At 71.8% G+C, this 23122-nt stretch carries 21 protein-coding genes and 1 tRNA gene; 7 read left to right on the top strand and 15 right to left on the bottom strand.

Translation table 11 applies throughout. The features are described 5' to 3' along the window. Window positions 1-21: 21 nt before the first annotated feature. The 5 genes from QFW80_RS14740 to QFW80_RS14720 form a co-directional block, all read right to left on the bottom strand. Window positions 22-1365 (bottom strand): MFS transporter, encoded by a 1344-nt coding sequence (locus tag QFW80_RS14740; protein WP_280602734.1) that lies wholly within the window; start codon window positions 1363-1365, stop codon window positions 22-24. Between the two features lie 115 nt (window positions 1366-1480). Then, window positions 1481-2974 carry a peptide MFS transporter gene (locus tag QFW80_RS14735; protein WP_486624502.1) on the bottom strand — a complete coding sequence of 498 codons (1494 nt, stop codon included), beginning with the start codon at window positions 2972-2974 and terminating at the stop codon, window positions 1481-1483. Window positions 2975-3180: 206 nt separating this feature from the next. Continuing rightward, a complete protein-coding gene (locus QFW80_RS14730; RefSeq protein WP_280602732.1) occupies window positions 3181-4782 on the bottom strand; it encodes an AbgT family transporter in 1602 nt (533 codons plus the stop codon). Further along, a complete protein-coding gene (locus tag QFW80_RS14725; protein WP_280602731.1) occupies window positions 4779-5228 on the bottom strand; it encodes an NUDIX domain-containing protein in 450 nt (149 codons plus the stop codon). The genes QFW80_RS14730 and QFW80_RS14725 overlap by 4 nt, the downstream gene beginning before the upstream one ends. A 5-nt stretch (window positions 5229-5233) precedes the next feature. Next, window positions 5234-6094 (bottom strand): tryptophan 2,3-dioxygenase, encoded by an 861-nt coding sequence (locus tag QFW80_RS14720; RefSeq protein WP_280602730.1) that lies wholly within the window; start codon window positions 6092-6094, stop codon window positions 5234-5236. 122 nt (window positions 6095-6216) lie between these two features. Here QFW80_RS14720 and QFW80_RS14715 point away from each other — a divergent pair, with 122 nt between their 5' ends. The 6 genes from QFW80_RS14715 (at window position 6217) to QFW80_RS14690 (ending at window position 14482) form a co-directional block, all read left to right on the top strand. Further along, complete coding sequence (locus QFW80_RS14715; protein ID WP_280602729.1) at window positions 6217-9789, top strand: lamin tail domain-containing protein; 3573 nt, start codon at window positions 6217-6219, stop codon at window positions 9787-9789. Between the two features lie 257 nt (window positions 9790-10046). Continuing rightward, complete coding sequence (pdhA, locus tag QFW80_RS14710) at window positions 10047-11120, top strand: pyruvate dehydrogenase (acetyl-transferring) E1 component subunit alpha (RefSeq protein ID WP_280602728.1); 1074 nt, start codon at window positions 10047-10049, stop codon at window positions 11118-11120. After that, on the top strand, window positions 11117-12148 hold the full coding sequence (locus QFW80_RS14705) for an alpha-ketoacid dehydrogenase subunit beta (RefSeq protein ID WP_280602727.1): 1032 nt from the start codon (window positions 11117-11119) through the stop codon (window positions 12146-12148). The genes pdhA and QFW80_RS14705 overlap by 4 nt, the downstream gene beginning before the upstream one ends. A 100-nt stretch (window positions 12149-12248) precedes the next feature. After that, window positions 12249-13694 (top strand): dihydrolipoamide acetyltransferase family protein, encoded by a 1446-nt coding sequence (locus QFW80_RS14700; protein WP_280602726.1) that lies wholly within the window; start codon window positions 12249-12251, stop codon window positions 13692-13694. Between the two features lie 4 nt (window positions 13695-13698). Beyond that, on the top strand, window positions 13699-14082 hold the full coding sequence (locus tag QFW80_RS14695) for a VOC family protein (protein WP_280602725.1): 384 nt from the start codon (window positions 13699-13701) through the stop codon (window positions 14080-14082). A gap of 16 nt (window positions 14083-14098) precedes the next feature. After that, on the top strand, window positions 14099-14482 hold the full coding sequence (locus QFW80_RS14690) for a VOC family protein (protein ID WP_280602724.1): 384 nt from the start codon (window positions 14099-14101) through the stop codon (window positions 14480-14482). A 162-nt stretch (window positions 14483-14644) separates the two neighbouring features. Here the strand turns inward: QFW80_RS14690 and QFW80_RS14685 are convergent, their stop codons facing one another. The 3 genes from QFW80_RS14685 to QFW80_RS14675 all read right to left on the bottom strand — a co-directional run bounded on the left by QFW80_RS14685 (window position 14645) and on the right by QFW80_RS14675 (window position 17331). Then, the gene (locus QFW80_RS14685) at window positions 14645-15592 is read right to left on the bottom strand and encodes an MBL fold metallo-hydrolase (RefSeq protein ID WP_280602723.1); all 948 of its coding nucleotides are present in this window, start codon (window positions 15590-15592) and stop codon (window positions 14645-14647) included. Window positions 15593-15676: 84 nt separating this feature from the next. Next, window positions 15677-15988, bottom strand: a complete 312-nt coding sequence (locus tag QFW80_RS14680) for a hypothetical protein (protein ID WP_280602722.1) — start codon at window positions 15986-15988, stop codon at window positions 15677-15679. Continuing rightward, window positions 15985-17331 carry a tryptophan--tRNA ligase gene (locus QFW80_RS14675; protein ID WP_280602721.1) on the bottom strand — a complete coding sequence of 449 codons (1347 nt, stop codon included), beginning with the start codon at window positions 17329-17331 and terminating at the stop codon, window positions 15985-15987. The genes QFW80_RS14680 and QFW80_RS14675 overlap by 4 nt, the downstream gene beginning before the upstream one ends. Window positions 17332-17459: 128 nt before the next feature. Here QFW80_RS14675 and QFW80_RS14670 point away from each other — a divergent pair, with 128 nt between their 5' ends. After that, window positions 17460-18308: a hypothetical protein gene (locus QFW80_RS14670; RefSeq protein ID WP_280602720.1), complete on the top strand. Its 849-nt coding sequence runs from the start codon at window positions 17460-17462 to the stop codon at window positions 18306-18308. A gap of 232 nt (window positions 18309-18540) precedes the next feature. Here QFW80_RS14670 and QFW80_RS14665 read toward each other — a convergent pair whose 3' ends face one another. The 7 genes from QFW80_RS14665 to birA form a co-directional block, all read right to left on the bottom strand. After that, window positions 18541-18741, bottom strand: a complete 201-nt coding sequence (locus QFW80_RS14665) for a CsbD family protein (protein ID WP_149103621.1) — start codon at window positions 18739-18741, stop codon at window positions 18541-18543. Window positions 18742-19007: 266 nt separating this feature from the next. After that, window positions 19008-19151: an entericidin A/B family lipoprotein gene (locus QFW80_RS14660; RefSeq protein WP_425603585.1), complete on the bottom strand. Its 144-nt coding sequence runs from the start codon at window positions 19149-19151 to the stop codon at window positions 19008-19010. A 182-nt stretch (window positions 19152-19333) separates the two neighbouring features. Next, window positions 19334-20257, bottom strand: a complete 924-nt coding sequence (rocF, locus tag QFW80_RS14655; protein ID WP_280602718.1) for an arginase — start codon at window positions 20255-20257, stop codon at window positions 19334-19336. Between the two features lie 147 nt (window positions 20258-20404). Continuing rightward, a tRNA-Thr gene (locus QFW80_RS14650) sits at window positions 20405-20480 on the bottom strand. Window positions 20481-20524: 44 nt separating this feature from the next. Next, window positions 20525-21307 carry an SPOR domain-containing protein gene (locus QFW80_RS14645; protein WP_280602717.1) on the bottom strand — a complete coding sequence of 261 codons (783 nt, stop codon included), beginning with the start codon at window positions 21305-21307 and terminating at the stop codon, window positions 20525-20527. 9 nt (window positions 21308-21316) lie between these two features. Then, window positions 21317-22054, bottom strand: a complete 738-nt coding sequence (locus tag QFW80_RS14640; protein ID WP_280602716.1) for a type III pantothenate kinase — start codon at window positions 22052-22054, stop codon at window positions 21317-21319. Continuing rightward, complete coding sequence (birA, locus tag QFW80_RS14635) at window positions 22051-23046, bottom strand: bifunctional biotin--[acetyl-CoA-carboxylase] ligase/biotin operon repressor BirA (protein WP_280602715.1); 996 nt, start codon at window positions 23044-23046, stop codon at window positions 22051-22053. The genes QFW80_RS14640 and birA overlap by 4 nt, the downstream gene beginning before the upstream one ends. Between the last annotated feature and the right edge of the window lie 76 nt (window positions 23047-23122).

Below are 23122 nucleotides of genomic sequence, written 5' to 3'. Positions count from 1 at the left end.
TCCGGTCCCGACATTCCCACCTCAGCCCGGCACGCGCCCGGAGGCGTACTCCAGCCCGTGCGCGTGCGGCCCGGACTCGGCGCGCCACAGCAGCCACGAGAACAGCAGCCCCAGCCCTGCCAGCCCGGTATAGAACCACATGCCCGGCGCGTAGCCGGCCGGGTTCGCCGGCCCGGCCGCGAAGGCGGTGTTGAACCGGCCCACGGCCAGCGGCACCAGGGCCACGCCGACCTGCTGGCAGAGAGTCATCATCGAATAGGCGGCCCCCAGCCGGTTCTCCCGCACGAGGTAGGCCACCGACGGCCACATCACCGCCGGTATCAGCGAGAACACGCTCCCCAGCAGGAGCATCACCAGCAGCAGGGTGAGTGGCACCTGCGCGCTTCCGGCGAACGGGATCCAGACGCCGACCGCAGGCCCCGGCGGCGCATACGTCACCAGCAGGAACAACGGCAGCATCACCAGCGATCCGGCCGCCATGAACAGCGAGCGGCGCCCCACGCGGTCCACCCACAGGCCGAACAGCGGGGTGACCACGATCGCCGCCACCGGCAGCAGGCTGCTGAGCATGCCCGCGGTGCCCCGGTCGAGGCCGTGCGCCTGCTGGAAATAGTCGATCGCGAACGCGCGGAACGGGAATACCGTGGCATAGAACACCACGCACAGCCCGACGATGTACCAGTACGACGCGCTGAACGCGTACATGCCCTTCAGGCTCAGCCGGTCGGTGGCATCGGCCTGGCCGAGATCAACCCGGCCTTCCAGGCGCGATTCGCTCATCCAGTACAGCATCGCCGCGGTGACCCCGACCGCGGCGACGCCGGTGGCCAGCCACAGCGGGTCCTGCCAGTTGTCGTACAGCGGGCTCGCGAACGACGTCGACCAGTCGGCCGACGCCGACCCCAGCCGGGCGATCGACAGGTTGATGCCGAATGCGAAGGAGAGTTCCTTGCCCTTGAACCACTTGGCAAGTGCAGCGGTGGCCGCGACGATCAGCGGCTCGGCGCCCATGCCGAGCAGGAAGCGGCCGGCGAGCATGGTCTCGAAGCGCGCCGTGGATGCCATCAGCGCGGCGGCCGCCAGGCAGATCAGCGCGAACAGGGCGATCGAACGCTTGGTCCCCCAGCGATCGATCACGTAGCCGCCCAGCAGCAGGACCACGACCGCGGCCACGCTGTAGGCGCTGAAGATCATGCTGATCTGGTCGTAGGTGAAGCCTTCCTGCTCGCGCAGCAGGTCGACCACCGGGCCGAACGCGTCGTAGACGTAGTAGTTGCCGAACATCGCCACGCTGACGAACAGCAGCGCCAGCCAGCGCTGCGCGGGCGAGGGGCGCGGCAATGCCGCGGTCGTGGGATCGGTCATTGGCCTGCGCTCGGTCGGATTGCGGCGCCGCCGGACCGGTGAGGACCGGCGGGCCGCGGTGAACCCTGCCCGCGGCCGGTGCGACGCGGTGGCCCGCGACGCGCCCCCCGTGGCATCACTTCACCCCGTGCATCAGCCGCTGGATCAGGGGCGCGATCAGGAACAGCAGCACGCCGGCTCCGAGCAGCGCCCAGAATCCGAACGTGTAGCCGGCATGCGCGGACGCGACGGTCATGCCGCCCTCCCCGCTGACGCTGGAGGCGAAGATGCCCGAAAGGTTGTTGCCGATCGCGATCGACAGGAACCACCCGCCCATGGCCAGGCCGGTGAGCTTGGCCGGCGCCAGCTTGGTCGTCATCGACAGGCCGATCGGCGACAGGCACAGCTCGCCGATGGACTGGATGACATAGACCATGAACAGCGTCCAGAACGGGATCTTCAGCGTCTCCGGGTCGACCAGGCTCGACAGCGCGAACATCAGCAGCAGGAAGGCCAGGCCGTTGAAGATCAGCCCGAGGCCGAACTTGCGCGGTATCGAAGGATTTGCGCTGCGCATCTTCACCCAGAGCCAGGCGATGACCGGCGCCAGGGTGATGATCGCGATCGAGTTCACGGACTGGAACCACCCGACGGGAAACGTCCAGCCACCGAGGTCACGGTCGACGATGTTCTGCGCCAGGAAGTTGAACGAGCTGCCGGCCTGTTCGAAGAACATCCAGAACAGCACGTTGAACCCGAAGATGATCAGCATCGCGATCACCATGTCGCGCTGGCGGGATCCCTCGCGGATGCCTTCCACCAGCAGCATGATCGCCGGTACCACGAACAGCGCCAGCAGGATCCAGTTGAGCAGGCCGGCCTCGATGGTGAGCAGGAAATAGAACAGCGGGATCGCCAGCAGCGTGCCGACGGCGACCATCAGGACCCGGCCGATCCCCTCGCCCCCGGGCGGTGCGGCGCCCACGCCCTTCAGCTGGCTGCGCCCGAACCAGAACCACACCAGGCTGAGCAGCATGCCGATGCCGGAGGCGATGAACACGACCGTGTAGGCGGGCATGCCCTCGCTGCCGAACACCTTGTCGGCCAGCAGGCCGGTCAGGATGGGCGCGATGAAGGCGCCCATGTTGATGCCCATGTAGAAGATCGTGAAGCCCGAATCGCGCCGTTCGTCGCCGGTGGCGTAGAGCTTGCCGACCATCGTCGAGATGATCGGCTTGAACAGCCCGTTGCCGACGATGACCGTGGCCAGGCCGAGCTTGAGCCACGCATCGCTGGGCACCGTGATCAGGAACAGGCCCGCGGCCATGAACACGGCGCCAAGCAGGATCGCGCGCTGGTAGCCGATGAGCTTGTCGGCGACGTAGCCGCCGAAGATCGCCGCCGCGTACACCAGCGCCAGGTAGGCGCCATACAGCTCGCTCGCCGGCGCCTCGCCGGCGGAATCGCCGGCATGGAACTGGGCCACGATGTACAGGACCAGCGCCCAGCGCATGCCGTAGAAGGCGAAACGCTCCCAGAATTCGGTCATGAACAGCATCCACAGGGGACGCGGATGGCCCATGACCTGGGGAAATTCGGGGATTGGCGCGCTGGACACGGGCCGCTCCATGCCCGGGCCTGCGGGCTCGACGCGATTGGAACTCATGCGGTGGGGACTCCCCGAGGACGACGGTGGACGGTGGACTCGCGCAGTCCGCGTCCGCCGGAATCGGCGGCCACGGCCTGCGGTCGTTGCAGCGGTAACTTAGCCGGTGGTGGCGGTCTTGGGAACTCGCCCGGCGCGACCACGCGTCGAACGAGAGCCCGCCCCGCCCCTCAGCCGGCCGGATACGCGTGGCTGGCGCCCACGCCCAGCGGCAGCCCGAAGGCCCAGAACCCGAGCAGGAACGCGCTCCACAGCACCAGCAGGCTGACCGAGAACGGCAGCATCAGCGCCATCAGGGTCCCGATCCCGCTGCCCTTCACGTACTTCTGGCAGAACACCACGATCAGCGGGAAGTACGGCAGCAGCGGGGTGATGATGTTGGTGCTGGAATCGCCAACGCGGTAGGCGGCCTGGGTGAGGTCGGGCGAGATCCCGAGCTGCATCATCATCGGCACCATGATCGCGCCGATCAGCGCCCACTTGGCCGAGGCCGAGCCGATCAGCAGGTTGACGAAGCCCGACAGCAGCACGATGCCGACCAGGGTCACGCTGGTGTGCAGCCCCATCGCCTGCAGCACGTTCGCGCCCTTGATCGCCAGCAGCGCGCCGAGGTTGCTCTGGCCGAAAGCGAAGATGAACTGCGCGCAGAAGAACGCCATCACGATGTAGTAGCCCATCCCCGCCATCGCCTTGCTCATGCCCTGGACGATGTCGCGGTGGCTCTTCACGGTGCCGGCGACATAGCCGTACACCACGCCCGGCACCAGGAAGAAGATCAGGATCAGCGGCACGATCGAACGCATCAGCGGCGCGGCGGGCGCGAGCAGCGGGTGCGTGGCCGGCGGCACCTGGTCGGCGGGCGCGGCCCAAGGCGTGCCCGGCAGCCACAGCGTCACCGCGAACAGCGCCAGCGTGGCCAGCATCGCCAGCACCGCGGCCGTCAGTCCGCGGCGTTCGCCCGGCGTCAGCGGATCGAGCACCGGCATCGCCGACGGATCGCCATCGACCGCAGTGCCACGCAGGCGCGGCTCGATCACGCGGTCGGTCAGGAACCAGCCCAGCCCGATCACCAGCACTGCCGAGGCGGTGGTGAAGTAGTAGTTGTTGAGCGGATTGACCTGCACCGCCGGGTCGAGCAGGTGCGCGGAGGCCTGTGTCAGCCCGGCGAGCAGCGGATCCAGGCTGGAGGGCACGAACATGGTCGCGCTGAAGCCGCCCGACACGCCCGCGAACGCCGCCGCGATGCCCGCCAGCGGATGGCGCCCGGCGGCATAGAAGATCACCGCGCCCAGCGGGATCACCAGCACGTAGCCGGCGTCCACCGCGACGTGGCTGAGGATGCCGACCGCGATCAGCATCGGCGTGAGCAGGCTGCGCGGCGTGAACGCGAGCAGCGAGCGCAGGCCGGCGCTGATGAAGCCGGTGTGCTCGGCCACGCCCAGTCCCAGCATCGCCACCAGCACCACGCCCAGCGGCGGGAAGGTGACGAAGGTCTGCACCATCTGCGCCATGAAGCCGGTCAGGCTGGTTCCCGAGAGCAGGTTCACCACCTGGATCGGCGTGCCGCCCGGATTCTCGGCGTTGACCGTGCGTGGGTCGATCTCGCTGAACTGCACCCCCGACAGCAGCGCCGACACCGCCCACACCGCCAGCATCAGCAGCAGGAACAGCACCGCCGGATCGGGCAACCGGTTGCCGACGCGTTCGATCGCATCGAGCATGCGGGTGACGACGGTGGATTTCGGCGCCGCGGCGTCGTGGGCTGGATTCATCTGGCACTCCCCGGATCAAGGTCTGGACCGGCCCCGATGCTAGCAGCGCCCGGCGCGAATGCGGCCGCGAGCAGGCGGTCGAAGCCCGGATGCGCGGGGAGCAGCCGCTCGCGCGCCTGGTCGTGCGTGCACCAGTGCATCGCCACGTGGCCGCCCGCGCGATGCGCCTGCGGCGTGCCGGTCCACGCACGCACGCGATACACGCGCAGCCGCCACGGTTCGGGCGATTCGCCGGCCATCTCGCCCATCGGCTCGAGCACGCCGGCCTCGATGCCCAGTTCCTCGCGCAGCTCGCGCCGCAGCGCGTCCTCCGGCGTCTCGCCCGCTTCGACGTGGCCGCCGAAGATGTCCCAGGCATCGGCCAGCCACGCCGCGTCCGGGGCGCGCAGGCCGAGCAGCACGCGGGCGTCCCGGACCAGCAGCGCGCCGACGCAGTCGTGCGCCACGCGCGTCAGCGTCCCGGGCCGATCTGGGTGCGCACGTCGAACAGTTCCGGGAAGAAGGTCAGCTCCAGCGCCTGCTTGAGGAAACCCACGCCGGACGAACCGCCCGTGCCGCGCTTGAAGCCGATGATCCGCATCACCGTGCGCATGTGGCGGAAGCGCCACAGCTGGAACTGCGTCTCCAGGTCCACCAGGTCCTCGGCCAGCGCGTACTCGCGCCAGTAGCGGGCCGTGTTCTCGTAGATCGCCTCGAACACCGGCAGCAGCGCCTCGTCGCGCACGTGCGGACGGGTCCAGTCGCGCCGCAGGTGGTGTTCGGGGATGGCGTGGCCCCAACGCGCGAGATACATCAGGAACTCGTCGTACAGCCCCGGCGCCTCGAGCACGTCGCGCAGGCCGGCCTGGCCGGCCGGATCGTGCGCGAATACCTTGAGCATGCCCGCGTTCTTGTTGCCCATCAGGAACTCGAGCGTGCGGTACTGCAGCGACTGGAAGCCCGACGACGGGCCCAGCACGTCGCGGAACTCCATGTACTCCGACGGCGTGAGCGTCTCCAGCACCGACCATTGCTCGGTCAGCTGGCGCAGCACCTGCTTGCAGCGCGCGATCACCTTCTGGCATTGCCACACCTGGTCGCGGCGCAGGAAACCGATCGCCGCCGACAGCTCGTGGATTGCCAGTTTCAGCCACAGCTCCGAGACCTGGTGCTGGACGATGAACAGCATCTCGTCGTGGTGCGGCGGCGACGACAGCGGTTGCTGCGCCCCCAGCAGAAGGTCCAGCCGCAGGTAGCCGCCGTAGGTGATCCTGCCGTCGAGGTCGGTGTGGATGCCTTCCTCGAGCGGCCGTTCATTGTCTTCGATGCCCATCGCACGAGGGTAAACGCATCGCGCCGCGGCGTCATGCAACCGACACCGGACCGGTGCACAATCGGCCCCTGGCAGGGGGGCCGGCCACCCAGTCCGAGCGGACTGACACACAGGAGCGTGCAGTGGGCATTCGCCTCGTCCGCCGGCTGTTGCCGGCCCTGGTCCTTATCTCCGGCCTCTGCGCCGCGACCGCGCAGGCGCAGGTCGTGGTCAGCCAGGTCTACGGCGGCGGCGGCAACAGCGGCGCGCCGTACACGCAGGATTACGTCGAGCTGTTCAACCGCGGGACCGAGGCGGCGTCGCTCGACGGCCTGTCGGTGCAGTACGCGAGCGCCACCGGCACCGGCAACTTCGGCGCCGGCAGCAGCCAGATCCTGGTGCTGCCCGCGGCCACGCTCGAACCCGGCCAGTATTTCCTCGTGGCGCTGGCGGGCGGCAGCAACGGCGCGCCGCTGCCGGCGGCCGACGCCACCGGCACCATCAACATGTCCGGCAGCGCGGGCAAGGTGGCGCTGGTCGAATCCACCACCTCGCTCGGATGCAACGGCGGCAGCACCCCGTGCACGCCGGCGCAGCTGGCGCTGATCGTCGACCTGGTCGGCTTCGGCGGCGCCAACTTCTTCGAAGGCGGCGGCGCCGCGCCGGCGCTCAACAATGCCAGCGCCGCGTTCCGCGCCGACGGCGGCTGCACCGACAGCGACGACAACGCCGCCGACTTCTCCAGCGCCGCGCCCGCGCCGCGCAATCGTGCCTCGATCCCCGCGCCCTGCGCCGGCGGCGGCATCGTCTACGCCAGTATCGCCGACACCGCCGCGGCCGAAGGCGACAGCGGCACCACGCCGTTCTTCTTCACCGTGCAGCTCAACCAACCCGCCGGCGCGGGTGGCGTGAGCGTCGCCTGGGCCACCGCCGACGGCACCGCCACGGTCGCCGACGGCGACTACATCGCCGCCGGCGGCACCGCGACGATCGCCGAAGGCTCGACCTCGGTCACGATTGGCGTGGATGTGGTCGGCGATACCGCGACCGAGGCTGACGAGATCTTCTTCGTCGACCTGTCCGGCGCGGTCGGCGCGGAACTCGCCGACGCGCAGGCGACCGGCACGATCCTCAACGACGACGTCGAAACCGTCGCGATCTCCGCGATCCAGGGCGCCGGGCAGCTATCGCCGTACAACGGCATGGCGGTGGCCACCACCGGCATCGTCACCGCGCGCAAGAACAACGGTTTCTTCCTGCAGACGCCCGATGGCGAGGACGACGGCAATCCCGCGACGTCCGAAGGCGTGTTCGTGTTCACCTCGACCACGCCGCCCGACGCGGCCGCGGTCGGCAACCGGGTGCTGGTGCAGGGCACGGTGGACGAATACGTTCCCGCGGCCGATCCGCACCAGCTGCCGCTGACCGAACTGGTGAACGCGAGCGTGACCGCGCTGTCGGGCGGCCATGCGCTGCCGGCGCCGGTGGCGCTGACACTCGATCTGCCGAATCCGGCCGACGGCCTCGACCAGCTCGAACCGCTGGAGGCGATGCGCGTCGTGGTGCCCAGCGCCACGGTGGTCGCGCCCACTGGCGGCAACGTCAACGAAGCCCAGGCCACCGCCACCAGCAACGGCCGCTTCGCGGTGGTGGTCACCGGCCAGGCGCGCCCGTTCCGCGAGCCCGGCATCCCGGTGCCCAACCCCGATCCGCTCGGCACCGGCGCCACCGACATCCCGCGCTGGGACTTCAACCCGGAGCTGATCGCGGTCAACAGCACCACGATCGGCGCACCGGCCGCCAACGTCGCCGCCGGCTGCCTGATCGTCGATGCGAGCCTGGTCGGCCCGCTGGACTACACCTTCCGCCGCTACACCGTGTATCCGGACGGGGCGCTCAACGTCGACTGCAGCGCCACCGGGCTGCCGGCGCCGGCGCGCGCGCCGACCGCGGACGACGCCACGCTCGCGACCTGGAACCTGGAGCGCTTCTTCGACGACGTCAACGACCCGGCGATCGGCGAACCGGTGCTGTCCACCGAAGCCTTCGAACGCCGCCTCGGCAAGGCCTCGCTGGCGATCCGCGGCTACCTGCACGCGCCCGACGTGGTCGGCGTGGTCGAGGTCGAGAACCTGGCCGTGCTGCAGCGCCTGGCCGAACGCATCAATGCCGATGCGGTCGCGGCCGGCGGCGCGGATCCGGGCTACACCGCGCACCTGCTGGAGGGCAACGACGTCGGCGGCATCGACGTCGGCTTCCTGGTGAGGAGCGCGGAGGTGGCGGCCGGCACGCCGCGGGTCGAGGTGCTCGACGTGCGCCAGCATGGTGCCGCCGAGGTCCTGGACAACCCGGACGGCAGCACCAGCCTGCTCAACGACCGCCCGCCGCTGTCGCTCGAGGGCGTGGTCCACTTCAATGACGGCCGCAGCTGGCCGGTCACCGCGATCGTCGTCCACCAGCGTTCGCTCAACGACGTCGACAGCGACGAGTCCGGCAGCAGCGGCTGGCTGACCCAGGGCCAGCGCGTGCGCGCCAAGCGCCAGGCGCAGGCGGACTTCCTCGCCGACCTGGTGCAGGACCTGCAGACCGGCGACCCGGCCCGCAACCTGGTGGTGATGGGCGATTTCAACGCGTTCGAGTTCAACGACGGGCTGGTGGACGCGATGGGCACGGTCACCGGCCTGCCCGCGCCGGATGCGCAGACCGCCGTGGACGGCGACGGCGTCGATCGCGTGGAGCCGAACCTGCACAACCTGACCCTGCTGGCCGATGCGGACGAGCGCTATTCGTTCGTGTTCGACTACCAGGCGCAGTCGCTCGACCACGTGCTGGTCAACGATGCGCTGTTCGACTCGCCGCTGGTCGCGGGGCTCGAGCTGAGCCATGCGCGCATCAACGCCGACCTGCCCGAGGTCGCGCGCAACGAGGCCGACAGCCCGGCGCGGCTGTCCGACCACGACCCCGCGCTGCTGCTGGTGCGGATGGCGGCGGTGCGCTTCGCCGACGTGTCGGTGACGCTCGAGGCGCTGGCGCCGACGGTCGCGCCCGGCGCGGCGATGGAGTTCGCGGCGGTGGTCGCCAATGGCGGGCCGGACGGGGCCGACTTCCCGGGCGCCGGCTTCGTGTTCGACGCCGCACTGGGCGACGTGGCCGTGGCCGTGCCGGCGGGCTGGAGCTGCGAGGCGCCGCTGGTCGAGGACGGCACCACCACGATGGCCTGCAACGCGCAGGCGCTGGCGGCCGGCGACGAGGCGGTGTTCGCGCTGACCGCGACCGCGCCGGCGGATGCGGAAGGCCGCGAGATCGCACTGGCCGCCGCCGCCACCGCGCAGACCGAGGATCCGGACACCGGCAACAACGAGGCGGGTGCGGCGGTCCTGGTGGAGGATCCGTTCGCCGGCATTCCGTGGCTGCAGGACGGCGTCACGGTCGGCGGGCTCTCGGGCGCGGCCGGCGACGAACTGCTCTACCGCATCGAGGTGCCCGTGGGTGCCAGCGGCCTGCGCGTGCTCAGTTACGGCGGCAGCGGCGACGTGAGCGTGCACCTGGCCCACGAGCGCCTGCCGACGCCCGACGACTTCGACGGCCGCTCGCAGCGCCCGGGCAACAACGAGACGGTGGCGATCGCGACGCCGGCCCCGGGGACCTGGTTCGTGCGGGTCTCGGGCGTGCGTGCCTTCGCGCGCGTCTCGCTGCGCGCGAACGTCACGCCCTAGGCCGGCAGCACGCAGCCGGCGCGCGCGCACGGAACCCGGGCCGTCCGGCCCGGGTTCTCCGTCATCCGGCGCGGGGCCGGGGCCGGCAGCAGGCGGCGGGAGGCGTGCCGCGCACCGGACGCGGCGCACGGCCGCAGGCGCCGACACGCGCACCCACGCAGCCACGCACGGCGGCCGCGCGCATGACGCGCTGCGCAACAGATCCTTACCGGAGAAACCTTATCATCGTCGGTCCGACGACGACCGGATGGCCGTGCATGCGCGTTGCCGCGAGCTTCGAGATCGAATACCTGCAGTACCTGGATGCCGACGGCCGCATGGTCGCGGACCTGCCGGCCACGGCGCCACCGCCGGACGAGGTGCTGGCGCTGTTCAAGCAGATGCTGTTCCTGCGCGCCTTCGACGGCAAGGCGGTCGCCCTGCAGCGCACCGGCAAGCTCGGCACCTACGCACCGTGCCTCGGCCACGAGGCCACCCAGATCGGCATCGGCGCGACGATGCGCCCCGAGGACGTGCTGGCGCCCAGCTATCGCGAGTACGGCGCGCAGATCCTGCGCGGCGTGCGCCTGCGCGAGATCCTGATGTACTGGGGCGGCGACGAGCGCGGCAACGATTTCCAGAACGCGCGCCACGATTTCCCGTGGGCGGTGCCGATCGCCACCCAGTGCCTGCACGCGGCCGGCGCCGCGCTGGCGTTCAAGCTGCGCGGCGAACCGCGCGTGGCCGTCACCTGCTGCGGCGACGGCGGCAGTTCCAAGACCGACACCTACGCGGCGATCAACGCGGCCGGTGCGTACACCCTGCCCTTCGTCCAGTGCATCATCAACAACGGCTGGGCGATCTCGGTGCCGCGCAGCGCGCAGACCGGCGCGCAGACGCTGGCGCAGAAGGGCCTGGCCGGCGGCCTGCACTGCCTGCAGGTGGACGGCAACGACCTGTTCGCCGTGCTCGAAGGCATGCGCCGCGCCATGGAGCGCGCGCGCGCCGGCGAAGGCGGCAGCGTGATCGAGTTCATGACCTACCGCCTGCACGACCACACCACCGCCGACGACGCGCGCCGCTACCGCGACGAGGCCGAGGTGAAGGAGGCCTGGACGCGCGACCCGGTGACGCGCCTGCGCACCTGGCTCGGCGGGCAGGGGCTGTGGGACGAGGCCCGGGAGAAGGACTGGCTGGCCGAATGCGCGCGCCTGGTCGACATCGAGATCGACGCCTACCTCGACACGAAGACCCAGCCGCCCGAGGTGATGTTCGACTATCTCTACGCCGACCTGCCGCCGGACATCCTCGAACAGCGCGCGCAGCTGCTGGCGCTGGAGGGTCGCGCATGAAGACCGCCGTGGACCGCTCGAAGATCGACCCCGCCGACGCGCCGGCCGGCAAGGCCATCACCCTGATCGAGGCCGTCACCCAGGCGCTGGCCTGGGAAATGCGCCATGACGACTCGGTGGTGGTGCTGGGCGAGGACGTGGGCGTCAACGGTGGCGTGTTCCGCGCCACCGCCGGGCTGCAGCAGCAGTTCGGGCCGATGCGCGTGCTCGATACGCCGCTCGACGAAACCACCATCGCCGGGCTCACCGTCGGCATGGCCGCGATGGGCATGAAGCCGGTGGCCGAGGCCCAGTTCGACGGCTTCATCTACCCGATGCTCGACCACATCATCTGCCATGCCGCGCGCTTCCGGTACCGCACGCGCGGGCGGCTGACCTGCCCGATGGTGCTGCGCGTGCCCTGGGGCGGCGGCATCCGCGCCCCCGAGCACCACAGCGAAGCCAACGAGGCGATGTTCACCAACGTGCCGGGCCTGCGCGTGGTGCTGCCCTCCTCGCCCGCGCGCGCCTACGGCCTGCTGCTGGCGGCGATCCGCGAACCGGACCCGGTGATCTACTTCGAGCCCAAGCGCATCTACCGGCAGTACAAGGAGCTGGTGCCAGACGACGGCGAGGCGCTGCCGCTGGACGTGTGCTACGTGCTGCGCGACGGCAGCGACGTCACCCTGGTCACCTGGGGCGCGCAGGTGAAGGAGACCTTGGAGGCGGCCGAGCGCCTCGCCGAAGAGGGCATCAGCGCCGAGGTCATCGACGTGGCCACGCTCAAGCCGCTGGATTTCGCCACCATCGCCGAATCGGTGGCCAAGACCGGCCGCTGCGTGATCGTGCACGAGGCGCCGCGCACCGCCGGCTTCGGCGCCGAGATCGCCGCGCGCCTGGCCGAGCACTCGATGTACGACCTGGTGGCGCCGGTCGAACGCGTCACCGGTTACGACACCCACATGCCGCTGTTCCGGCTGGAGATGAAGTACATGCCCAGCGTCGACAAGGTGGTCGCGGCGGCGAAGCGCACCGTGGCGAATTCGTAGCGCCTCCGCGGGGGCCGAGCACACCGGACGCGACACGACGGCGGACGGCGCGTCACTCCACATGGACATGGCGGCATCGCCCGCCCGACGGAATCACCACATGGCGAACACCAAGACCTTCCTGCTTCCCGACCTCGGCGAGGGCCTGCCCGACGCCACCATCGTCGAGTGGTACGTGCGCGAGGGCGACACCATCCGCCTCGACGACAACCTCGTGTCGATGGAGACCGCCAAGGCGGTGGTCGACGTCCCGTCGCCGGTGTCGGGCAAGGTGCTGAAGCTGGCCGGCGCCGCCGGCGACGTGATCACCACCGGTGCGATGCTGGCCGAGTTCGAACTCGACGCCTCGCAGCCGCAGCGCGCGGAAGGCCAGGACACCGGCCACCACCACGGCGCGCCGCCGCGCAAGGGCGTGGGCAGCCAGGATCCGGCGCCGGACGACCGCGTGGTGGCCTCCACCGAGGGCGGGGCGATCGAACAGACCGGCGGGTCGCCGCCGGAACAGAAGTCCGAGCCGGGCGACGGCGAGCGCGCCGACAGCGGTACCGTCGTCGGCGCGATGCAGGCCTCCGACCAGGTGCACGCCGAGGCGGCCGTGGCGTCCGGCGGCGTGCGCGCGATGCCCGCGGTGCGCGCGCTGGCGCGCAAGCTGAAGGTCGACATCTCGCGCGTGCGCGGTAGCGGCGCCGACGGCGTGGTGACCATGGCCGACGTGAAGCAGGCGGCCGCGGACGGGACGGCCTCGGCGTCCACGGGCGCTGCGGCCGGGCAGACGCGCGCCGCGGGCGCGGCACGCGAGGGCGGCGAATCGCGCGCGGACGGCGGTTCGCGCCGCAGTCCCGATGAGCGCACCGCGCTGTCGGCCACGGGGAAGCCGATGCGCACCCGTCCGCCGACCGTCGCCGCGAGCGGCCAGCCCGAGCCCCTGCGCGGCGTCCGCCGCAACATGGCCCGGGTGATGGCCGACGCGCACGCGAAGGTGGTGCCGACCACCCTGGTGGACGATGGCGACATCCAGTCCTGGCGACCCGGCAACGACATGACCGCGCGCCTGGTGCGCGCGATCTGCGTCGCCGCGCGCACGGTGCCCGCGCTCAACGCCTGGTTCGACGGCGACACGCTCACCCGTACCCTGCACCCGCACGTCGACCTCGGGCTCGCGGTCGACACCGCCGACGGCCTGTTCGTGCCCGCGCTGCGCAATGCCGACCTACTCGACGCCCGCGGCATCCGCGAAGGCGTCGAGCGGCTCCGCGCCCAGGTCGAGGATCGCAGCATTCCCGCGTCCGAACTGACCGGCCACACCATCTCGCTGTCGAACTTCGGCATGTTCGCCGGCCGCTACGCCACCCCGGTGGTGGTGCCGCCGAGCGTGGCGATCGTCGCCGCCGGCCGCGGCCGCCACCAGATGGTGCCGGTGGTGGGCGGCTTCGAATCGCGCCGGGTCATCCCGATCTCGCTCACGTTCGACCACCGCGCCTGCACCGGTGGCGAGGCCGCGCGTTTCCTCAAGGCGCTGCTGGACGACCTGGCGCTGCCGGAGTAGGCGCATGCCCGGCCCGACGTTCCGCGCCGTGGTCCCGATGCTGCGCACGCCCGACCTGGACCGCGCGCTGGCGTTCTACTGCGGGCCGCTCGGCTTCTCGCTGCTCCGCCGCAGCGACGCCGACGGCTGGGCGAGCGTGGCGCGCGACGGCGTCGAACTGATGCTGGCGACCACGCACACGCAGCCGGCGGCCGGCGCAGCGACGGTTTCGCTGTACGTGCGGCTTGCCGATGCGGCGGCCGTCGACGCGCTGTGGGCGACGCTCGAGGGCCACGCGCGCGTGTCCTATCCGCCGGAGACGTTCGCCTACGGCATGCGCGAATTCGGCATCCACGATCCTGACGGCACGCTGCTGCAGTTCGGCGCGCCGGCCGCCCCGCCCTGCTGACCGACCGGAGGACGCCATGCCCCACCACAGCCGCCTGTGCAGCTTCGTGCTCGACTGCGAAACCGGGGACCTCGCCCCGCACGTCGAATTCTGGAGCCGCGCGCTGGGCAAGCGCGTCGAGACGCTGGACGAGGACGGCGACGGCAAGTACGCCAAGCTCGACACCGCCGCCGACGAGCCGATCCTGCTGCTGCAGAAGGTGTCCCATCCCTCGCGCATCCACCTGGACATCGAGACCGACGACGTCGAGGCCGAGGTCGAGCGCCTCGTCGCCCTGGGCGCGCGCAGGCTCGAGCAGGTGCACACCTGGGTGGTGATGGAAGCGCCCAGCGGCCACCGCTTCTGCGTGGTGCGCCAGCAGCGCAAGCCGTTCGGACCGCACCTCAACCGCTGGGACTGAAGCCCGTCTTCATTCCGGCGCGTCCGGCGATGGCGGTGGCGTGGCAGACGGCATCGGCGGGATCCGGAGCAGCGGTCCGTAGGCAACCCGCCACACGACATGACCGCGTGGCGTGGCGGATGCCGCCAGACGCGGGCACGCGGTGCGCTCGCGGTCCGACCATCAGTCGCCGCGCGTCTTCGCGATCCGGTCCAGCCACACGCCCAGGCCCTGCGCGTTGATCTCGATGTCGCCGCCCAGCACCGCGGCCACCGCCTGCGCGGGTTCGTCGATGCCGTGCTCGGCCGCAGCCTCGACGTAGAGCATGGTCAGGCCGTCGACGATCCGGGCATGGCGCGCCTCGGCATCCTCCACCCCGCGCGCGATCGCCACCATCGCATCGACGCGCGCGACCAGGTCGTCGGCCAGGCGCGCGCATTCGGTCACGATGCCGTAGTGCGCCACCCGGATCGCCGCCGGACCTTCGGACACCATCCGGCGGATCGACGCCTTCATCTGCTCCGGATCGAACTGGACCGGCGAGGTGGTGGGCACGGCGAACGCGCCGCGCGCCGTGTCCAGTTCGCGATAGCTCAGGCCGAACGCGTCGCCGGCGATCCAGCTGCGCGTGGCCGCGTCCCACACGCTGTAGTGGTGCAGCGCATGGCCCGGGGTATCGGTGCAGCGCAGCGGACGCCCGGCCAGCGGCACGACGTGGCCGTCGGCGGCCGCCACCACCCGCGCTGCGTCCACCGGCAGCATGCCGGCATGGTCGCGCGCGAACATCGCCTCGCCGTACACGCGACGCGCGCCTTCGATCAGGCGCGAGGGGTCGATCATGTGCGGTGCGCCGCGCGGATGCACCACCAGCCGCGCGCCCGGCAGCGCCTGCATCAGCGGGCCGGCGCCGCCGGCGTGGTCCAGGTGCACGTGGGTGACCAGCACCCAGTCGATCGTGTCGCGCGCGACGCCCGCGGCATCGATGGCCTCCAGCACCCGCGGCGCGCAGGGCGCGGTGCCGCAGTCGACCAGCGCCGCGCGACCGCCCTCGCCATGCACGAGGTACGCCGCGCACAGCCGCGGCCGCAGGTAGCCGGTGTCGATGAGCGTGATGCCGTCGTCCTGCGCCATCGTGCGTCTCCGTCGCATGCCCGGCCCGCAGTGTCGCCGATGCCGGGGCCGCGGTCGACCGTCCGGCGCGACGCCCCGGCGGCCTCAGTCCCGCGGGCGCAGCACGCGGCGACGGACGAGGAAGGCGAGCCCGAGCACGCCCAGGAACACGCCGTAGCCGAGCGCGGTGGCGAGGATCTGCGGCCACAGCCGGCCGTACTGCGTATCGGCATTGTCCACCGACCAGTACACGCTCCACAGGAACGCGCCCACCGACAGCGCCAGCGTCGCCACGTCGTAGGCCACGCGCGCCGCGCCGCGCGGCTGGCGCGGAAACCAGCAGTACAGCGTGGCGAGGATCGCGAACCAGGGCAGGAACAGGATCAGGGTGAGGTTGAGCTCGACCAGCGGATTCATGTCGATGCCTTCGCGGCCTTTGCCGCGTCGGCGGCCGCGATCGCGTCCAGCGCCGCGCGCACGTCGGACTCGGCGACGCCCTCGACGAGGTCGGCCGGGGCCTCGGCCAGCGGCACGTCGCCGCGGCGCAGCGCCGCGATCGCCTGCCCCGCCTCGCGCGGCGCGTCGAAGGCATGGCTCTGCAGCAGCACGCGCTCGCCTTCCACCAGCTTGAAGTAGAACCGCCCATCGGCCTCGCGGTACTGCTTGAACGTCGCCAGCGGCGGTTTCGCCGTCGCCCCCGATGCGTCGGGGGCGGCGGACGCCGAAGCCCCGAGCCGCACCTGCGACAGGTCGCGCAACCCCACCGCCTCGCGCAGCTGCGCCATCAGCGGCGTGGCGTGGCGTTCGCGCAGGCGGCGGGCGCCGTCGCGCAGGATGTCCTCGATGTCGCCCGGGCGTGCCACCAGGTCCAGGTAGCGCTCGCGCAGCGGCGCGATCTCGCGCTCCAGCAGGTCGGCCAGGCGCTGCTTGGCCTCGCCCCAGGCGATGCCGTCGGCGAAGGCCTGGGCGAAGGCGGCGCTCTCGTCGGCCGACGCGAAGGCGCGATACAGCTCGTACAGCGCCGAACCCTCGACCGGCTTGGGCTCGCCCGGCGCGCGCGAGTCGGTGACGATCGAGAACACCAGTCGCCGCAGTTCGGCCGGCGGCACGAACAGCGGGATGGTGTTGTCGTAGCTCTTGCTCATCTTGCGCCCGTCCAGGCCCGGCAGCGTGGCCACGTGCGCCTCCACGACCGCCTCGGGCAGCGCGAACCACTCGCGCCCGTAGACGTGGTTGAAACGCTGGCCGAAGTCGCGCGCCATCTCGATGTGCTGCACCTGGTCGCGGCCCACCGGCACCTTGTCGGCGTCGAAGATCAGGATGTCGGCAGCCATCAGCACCGGGTACATGAACAGTCCGGCGGTCACGCCGCTGTCGTCGTCCTCGCCCTCGGCGCGGTTGCGGTCGACCGCGGCCTTGTACGCGTGGGCGCGGTTGAGGATGCCCTTGCCGGCGACGCAGGTCAGCAGCCAGGTCAGCTCGGTGATCTCGGGGATGTCGCTCTGGCGGTAGAACCACACCCGGTCCGGCTCCAGCCCCGCCGCCAGCCAGGTCGCGGCGATTTCCAGCGTCGAGCGCTGGGTGCGCGCGGGATCCTGCGCCTTGATCAGGCTGTGCAGGTCGGCCAGGAAATAGAAGCTCTCGCTGCCGGGATCGCGGCTGGCGGCGATCGCCGGCCGCACCGCCCCGACGTAGTTGCCCAGGTGCGGGGTCCCGGACGTGGTGATGCCGGTCAGGACGCGGGTGGGACGTGCGGGCATTGCGTGGGCACCGGAGGCGACTGCGGAGGTGGACAGGAAGTTTAACCGCTGCCGCGCGCGCCCTCGCCGCAACCCCGCTGCCGGCCGCCAGACGTTCGCCGCGTGGTCCCATTCACGAGACCTGCGCCATGCGACGCTCCATCGTCCCCCTGCTGCTCCTCGCCCTGTGGGCGACCGCCCTGCCCGCCGCCGCCGACCCGCTGGTGCGCGTGGCCATCGTCGATCGCGACCGCGATCGCTGGCTGCCTGCCCTGCCCTTCGACGGCGAATCGTGGATCGCCGGCGCCCCGGGGCATCGCTACGGCGTGCGCCTGACCAACACCAGCGGCGAACGCATGCTGGTGGTGCTGTCGATCGACGGCGTCAACGCCGTCACCGGCCAGACCGCGCACCCGGCGCAGACCGGCTACGTGCTCGCGCCCTGGCAGAGCGCGGAGATCAACGGCTGGCGCAAGTCGCACGCGGATGTGGCCGCGTTCGTCTTCACCGCGGTCGATGACAGCTATGCGGCGCGCACCGGCCGCCCCGGCAACGTCGGAACGATCGGGGTGGCGGTGTTCCGCGAGCGCGGATGGAGCGACGAGGCGCCCGTCGCGGCGCCGTCCGCCCCGGCGCCGCCTGTCGTACGCAACAGCGACCGGCCTGGCCTGTACGCGGACCGCGACGCTGACGCGTCCGCGGCCCGTCCGGAGTCGAGCGCCGCCGAGCGCGGCGCGGCAGATCACGCGACAGGTCATGGGCAAGCGCGCCAGCAGATCGGAACGGGCCACGGCGCACGCGAATGGTCACCTGCGGGACAGACCTCGTTCGTGCGCGCCAGCCGGCATCCCGTGCAGGTCAGCCAGCTGCGCTACGACGCGCCCGATGCGCTGGCGGCACGCGGCATCCTGCCGCATGGATGGCGCGATCCCGGAGCGCGGCGGCCCCAGCCGTTCCCGGGCGCATTCGTCCCCGATCCGCCGGGCCGGTGGCGCTGAGCGCGGCGCCCACCCGGCTCGGCCCGCAAATGCGTATGCGCGAGTCCTGGCGAGGAGGGGCATTCCAGCGCTATGTCCCCGCGCGACAGCAGAGCGGGTGTCCGGTAGGACAACAAAAAAGAGGCCGGCGATGCCGGCCTCTTGCCTCGCACACCCCTGGGTGTGCATCGCAGTACCGCCTGCGCGTGGGAGAGCTGTAGGCAGCCTCCCACGTATCGCAGGCGCGTGCGGATCAGTTGAGGGTCTTCTCGAAATCGCGCACTTCCTGCTCGGCGCGCTCGCGCTCCCAGCCGTAGCGCTCCTGCAGCTTGCCGGCGAGGTACTTGCTGTCGCCCTCGGCAACATCGAACACGTCGTCGGTCAGGTCGCCCCACTTGGCCTGGGCCTGACCCTTGAGCTGGGTCCACTTGCCGGCAATGATGTCTTTGTTCATGGCTCGAATCCTTGAAGAAATGTGGGAATGTCATCGCTGCGCAATGGCTGTCTGCGCATCGATGAATCGATCATCGGCTCCGCACCATCACGGTCGCATCAAGTTTTCGTAAGTCGCCGATCACAAGCCTGACTGGCGGGGCGCGCACGTTCAGCTGTAGGCCGGGCGCACGATCGATGGCAGCGTCGGCCTGCGTGCGGATCGCCACCGGCCGCAACGAAAAAGCCGGCTTGCGCCGGCTTCTTCGCTACGACTGGCGTCGTCGATCAGTTCGGATCGGTGCCGCCGGTGTCTTCGGCCGCGCCCTCGATCTTGTCGCCGACCTTCTCGACATCCTGGCCGAAGCCCTTGGTCGTGTTGCACGCCGACAGCATGCCGACCGAAAACATGGCAAGCAGCATCATGGCCATCAAACGCTTCATCTGGTTTCTCCTCGGGTCTCGTCGATGCGGTCGCGGGAGTCCGCGCCCGTCGGGAGACATCAGACCGCCGCCCGCGTGAACGCCGCGTTGAATGCCCCGTTGCCGCGATCGCGCCCGGATTCCACGCCTGCGCGCCGTTCATCCATGTGCATGGAGCGTCAACGCCGGCCTCAATCGCGCATCAGCGTCGACTTGCCGAACAGGCTTTCCACCAGGTCGACGGCCAGCTCGGCGGTGGCGTTGCGCGCGTCCAGCGCCGGGTTCACCTCGACGATGTCCAGCGAGCCCAGCAGCCCGGTGTCGGCGATCATCTCCATGATCAGCTGCGCCTCGCGATAGTTCACGCCGCCGGGGATCGGGGTCCCGGTTCCCGGCGCGATCGTCGGATCGAGGATATCGACATCGAAGCTCACGTGCAGGTGGGTGCCGGGCGCGAGGTCCTGCAGTGCCTGCTCCATCGCCCGCTTCATCCCGACCTCGTCGATGTAGCGCATGTCGTAGATGTCGAGGCGGTGCTCCTTGACCAGGCGCTTCTCGTCCTGGTCGACCGAACGGATGCCGAGCTGGCGCACCTGCGCCGGCACGATCGCCGGCACGTGCCCGCCGATGCCGGTCAGGGCTTCGGGCCCGATCCCGCACAGGCACGCCACCGGCATGCCGTGGACGTTGCCCGAGGGCGTGATCGTGCTGGTGTTGAAATCGGTGTGCGCATCCAGCCACAGCACGCGCAGGGGCTTGCCGGCCTCGCGGCAGTGCCGGGCGACCGCGGCGATCGAGCCGATCGCCAGGCAGTGGTCGCCGCCGAGCATCACGGGCATCCGGCCGTCGCGCAGGATCGCCGACGCCGTCTCGAACACGCCTCGGTTCCAGGCCACCACTTCGTCGAGATGGCGATAGCCCGCCTCAGGTCCGCGCCACGGGTTCTTGGGCCCGACCACGTCGCCGGCGTCGGCCACGTCGACGCCGCGCGCGGAGAGCGCCTCGCCCAGGCCCGCGACCCGCAGCGCTTCGGGCCCCATCGAAGCGCCGCGCGTGCCTGCGCCGACGTCGGTCGGCACGCCGAAGATCGAGACCGGGGGATAGCGTCGTGGCATCGGGCAGCGCTCCTGGGTGGATCGGGCCCGCAGTCTAGCGATGCGTCGCTGCGGCGCGGTGGCGCGGCGCAACATCCGGCCACGGGCCCGGGCCGCGGCGCGCCATGCGCCGGCGCGGATTCCATGTGCGAGGGGCAGGTCCGGCGCTGGTGCCGCTTGTCCGATTCGAACGGACGACCTACCGCTTACAAGGCGGTTGCTCTACCAGCTGAGCTAAAGCGGCAACGGGCCGGCGCGGCCGGACGGCGGCATTCTAGCCCAAGCGGTTCAGCGCCCCGCTGCCGCGAACCGGTCGCACTCGATGCGCTCGCGCTGCGTGGCGGCAGCGGCCTGCTGCAGCACGGGCAGGTCGGCCTCCGGACCCGCGGCCACGTCGACCCAGTGCCGGACCGGCCCGCCATCGCCGATCGGGGCCTCGACCGCCTCGAACCCCGCCGCCTGCAGCGCGGCGCGGTGGCGCCGGGCCGCGTCCTCGCCGCCGAAGCGCCCGAGCGCGATGTCGACCCGGCCCGCCGCATCGGCCGGCATCAGGTAATGGTCCCGGAATCCCGCCGCCGTCAGGCGCGCCGCCATCGCCTCCGCGGCCGCGCGATCGGACAGCCCGGGCAGCCGGACATCCCAGCCGCGCGACGCGCCGCGCGCCTCGCGCACCTCGCGCGTGGCCACGCGCAGCACGGCGGGCCGCAGCGCCGCCGCGGCGCGCGCGGCGGCCTGGGCATCATCGAAGGGGCCGAACGCGTGGCACTGGCTCGCCGCGGGCAGGGACCCGGCGACCGCAGGAGGATCGGACGACACCGTGGCAGGTGGCGGGGCCCCATCGGCGCCACTGGCCACCGGAACAGGCACCGACGCGCGCGCCGACGCCGTCTCCGCCGGGCGCGCAGCTGCGCCGGCCGGCGGTGGCGGCGCTTCGCCCAGCAGCTGCAGGGGTTCGGCGCCCGCCGGCAGCGCGACGGACGTCGCCGGCACCGCCTCCTCGCGCGTGGCCCACCACAGCGCGACCCCGAGATTGAGGATCAGGAGCAGGACGATGAGGGCGCGCGCGAACATCGACCGATTCTAGGGCGTGCGCCCGACCTGGGCCCAGCAGCCCAGGCCTTCGAGCACCAGCGCGGGCGCATGCACCGCATCGGGCAGGTGCGGCCGCAGGGCGTCGGCGCCGCCGCCGTGCAGCAGCACCGGCACCGGGCGTCCGCACAGCTGCGCCGCGGCCTCGCCACTGCACGTCACCAGCGCCAGCGCGGCCCCGGTGCAGCCCGACGCCAGGGCATCGTCGGTGTCAGTCGCGAATTCGCGGTAATGCCCGCCGACAGGGGGCAGCTGCGTCGCGCGCGCGTGCAGCGCCTCGCGCATCAGCGCCGGCGAGGGCGCGATCCGGCCGCCGTGGTGACGACCGTCCGCGTCGACCAGGTCGATCGTCAGCGCGGTGCCCACGCCGACGACCAGCCACGCGCCGCCCCGCGAATGCGCGGCGAGCATCGCCAGGAACCGGTCCACGCCGAGCCGCTCCGGCGCGGCGTAGGCGATGCGCACGCCGCCCCAGGCACGCTGGGTGGACGCCAGCCCGATGCGCGCGCAGCGCGCCGACAGCGCCTCGAGCAGCGCCACCCGCAATGCGGGCGCGGCGACGCTGGCCACGTGCGCGGCCTCGATCCGCATCGGCAGCGCGCGCTCCCACCCGGCGTCCAGCGCGCGTCCATCGTGGGCGAATGCCAGTACGTCGCCCGGGCGCCCGTCCTCGCCGAGCGGCGCGCACTTGAGCCGCGAATTGCCCAGATCGAACACCCACGCGCTCACGTCCCGCTCCCGACCGTGCGCAGGCTCGCCTCGCCGGCGTGGAAGACGCGTTCGCCGCAAGGCGTGCGCACGCGCAGCGCGCCGTCCGCCGCCAGGCCGAGCGCGATGCCGTCCTGGTGCCCGTCCGCCGCCTGCACCCGGACCTCGCGGCCGCACAGCACGTCGCAGGCCGCGTAGCGCGGCAGCACCGGCGCCAGTCCTTCACGGTCGAAGGCGGAGAGCGCCGGCAGCAGCGCCCCGAGCAGCGCGGCGGCGATCGCGTCGCGCGGCGGCGGGTCGCACAAGGCCTGCAGGTCGATCCAGGGCTGGTCGATCCGGGCGCCGGCGGCGTCGGGCATCCGCACGTTGAGGCCGATGCCGATCACCGCGCGCACCGGCCCGCCGTACTCGCCGCCGCCCTCGACCAGGATCCCGCCCAGCTTGCGCAGGCGCGCGCCGTCGTCCACCACCACGTCATTGGGCCATTTCAGCCGCGCGCGGTCGACCCCCAGGGCGCGCAGCGCGTTGACCACGGCGACCCCGGCCACCAGGCTCAGCCCGCCCAGCCGCGCCAGGCCGCCCTCGAAGCGGCGCGCCACCGAGAGATACAGGTTGGCCGCCAGCGGCGAGGTCCAGGGGCGGCCGAGGCGCCCGCGCCCGCCGGTCTGGCGCTCGGCCAGCAGGACCTGCACACCATCCTTCGGCTGGCTGCGGCGCAGCAGCTCGGAACTGGTCGAGTCCAGCGACCAGGCCACCTCCAGCGAATCGATTCCGGTGCTCAGGGCGGCCGGCAGCTCGGCCCGGATGCGCTCCGCATCGAGCAGGTCGACCGCTCCCGACAGCACATAGCCACGCCCCGGACGGGCCTCGATCGCCACCCCTGCCTCGCGCAGCGCCTGGATCCGCTTCCACACCGCGGCCCGGGTCTGCCCGGCGTCGCGTGCCAGGGCGTCGCCCGAGGCCGGGCCGGCGGCCAGGCGCAGCAGCAGCGCGCGGTCGGCGGAGGACGTCATGGACGGAAGGTCGAAAGCATGGCCGGATTATCGGGGATCGGCCCACGCGTGCGGGGACGGCAGGGCCGGCCGGCCG

It is taken from the genome of Luteimonas rhizosphaericola (genome assembly GCF_029888045.1).
Classification (GTDB): Bacteria; Pseudomonadota; Gammaproteobacteria; order Xanthomonadales; family Xanthomonadaceae; genus Luteimonas; species Luteimonas rhizosphaericola.
Note: the sequence above shows the minus strand (reverse complement) of the source record. Positions and strands in the feature narration are given on the sequence as shown.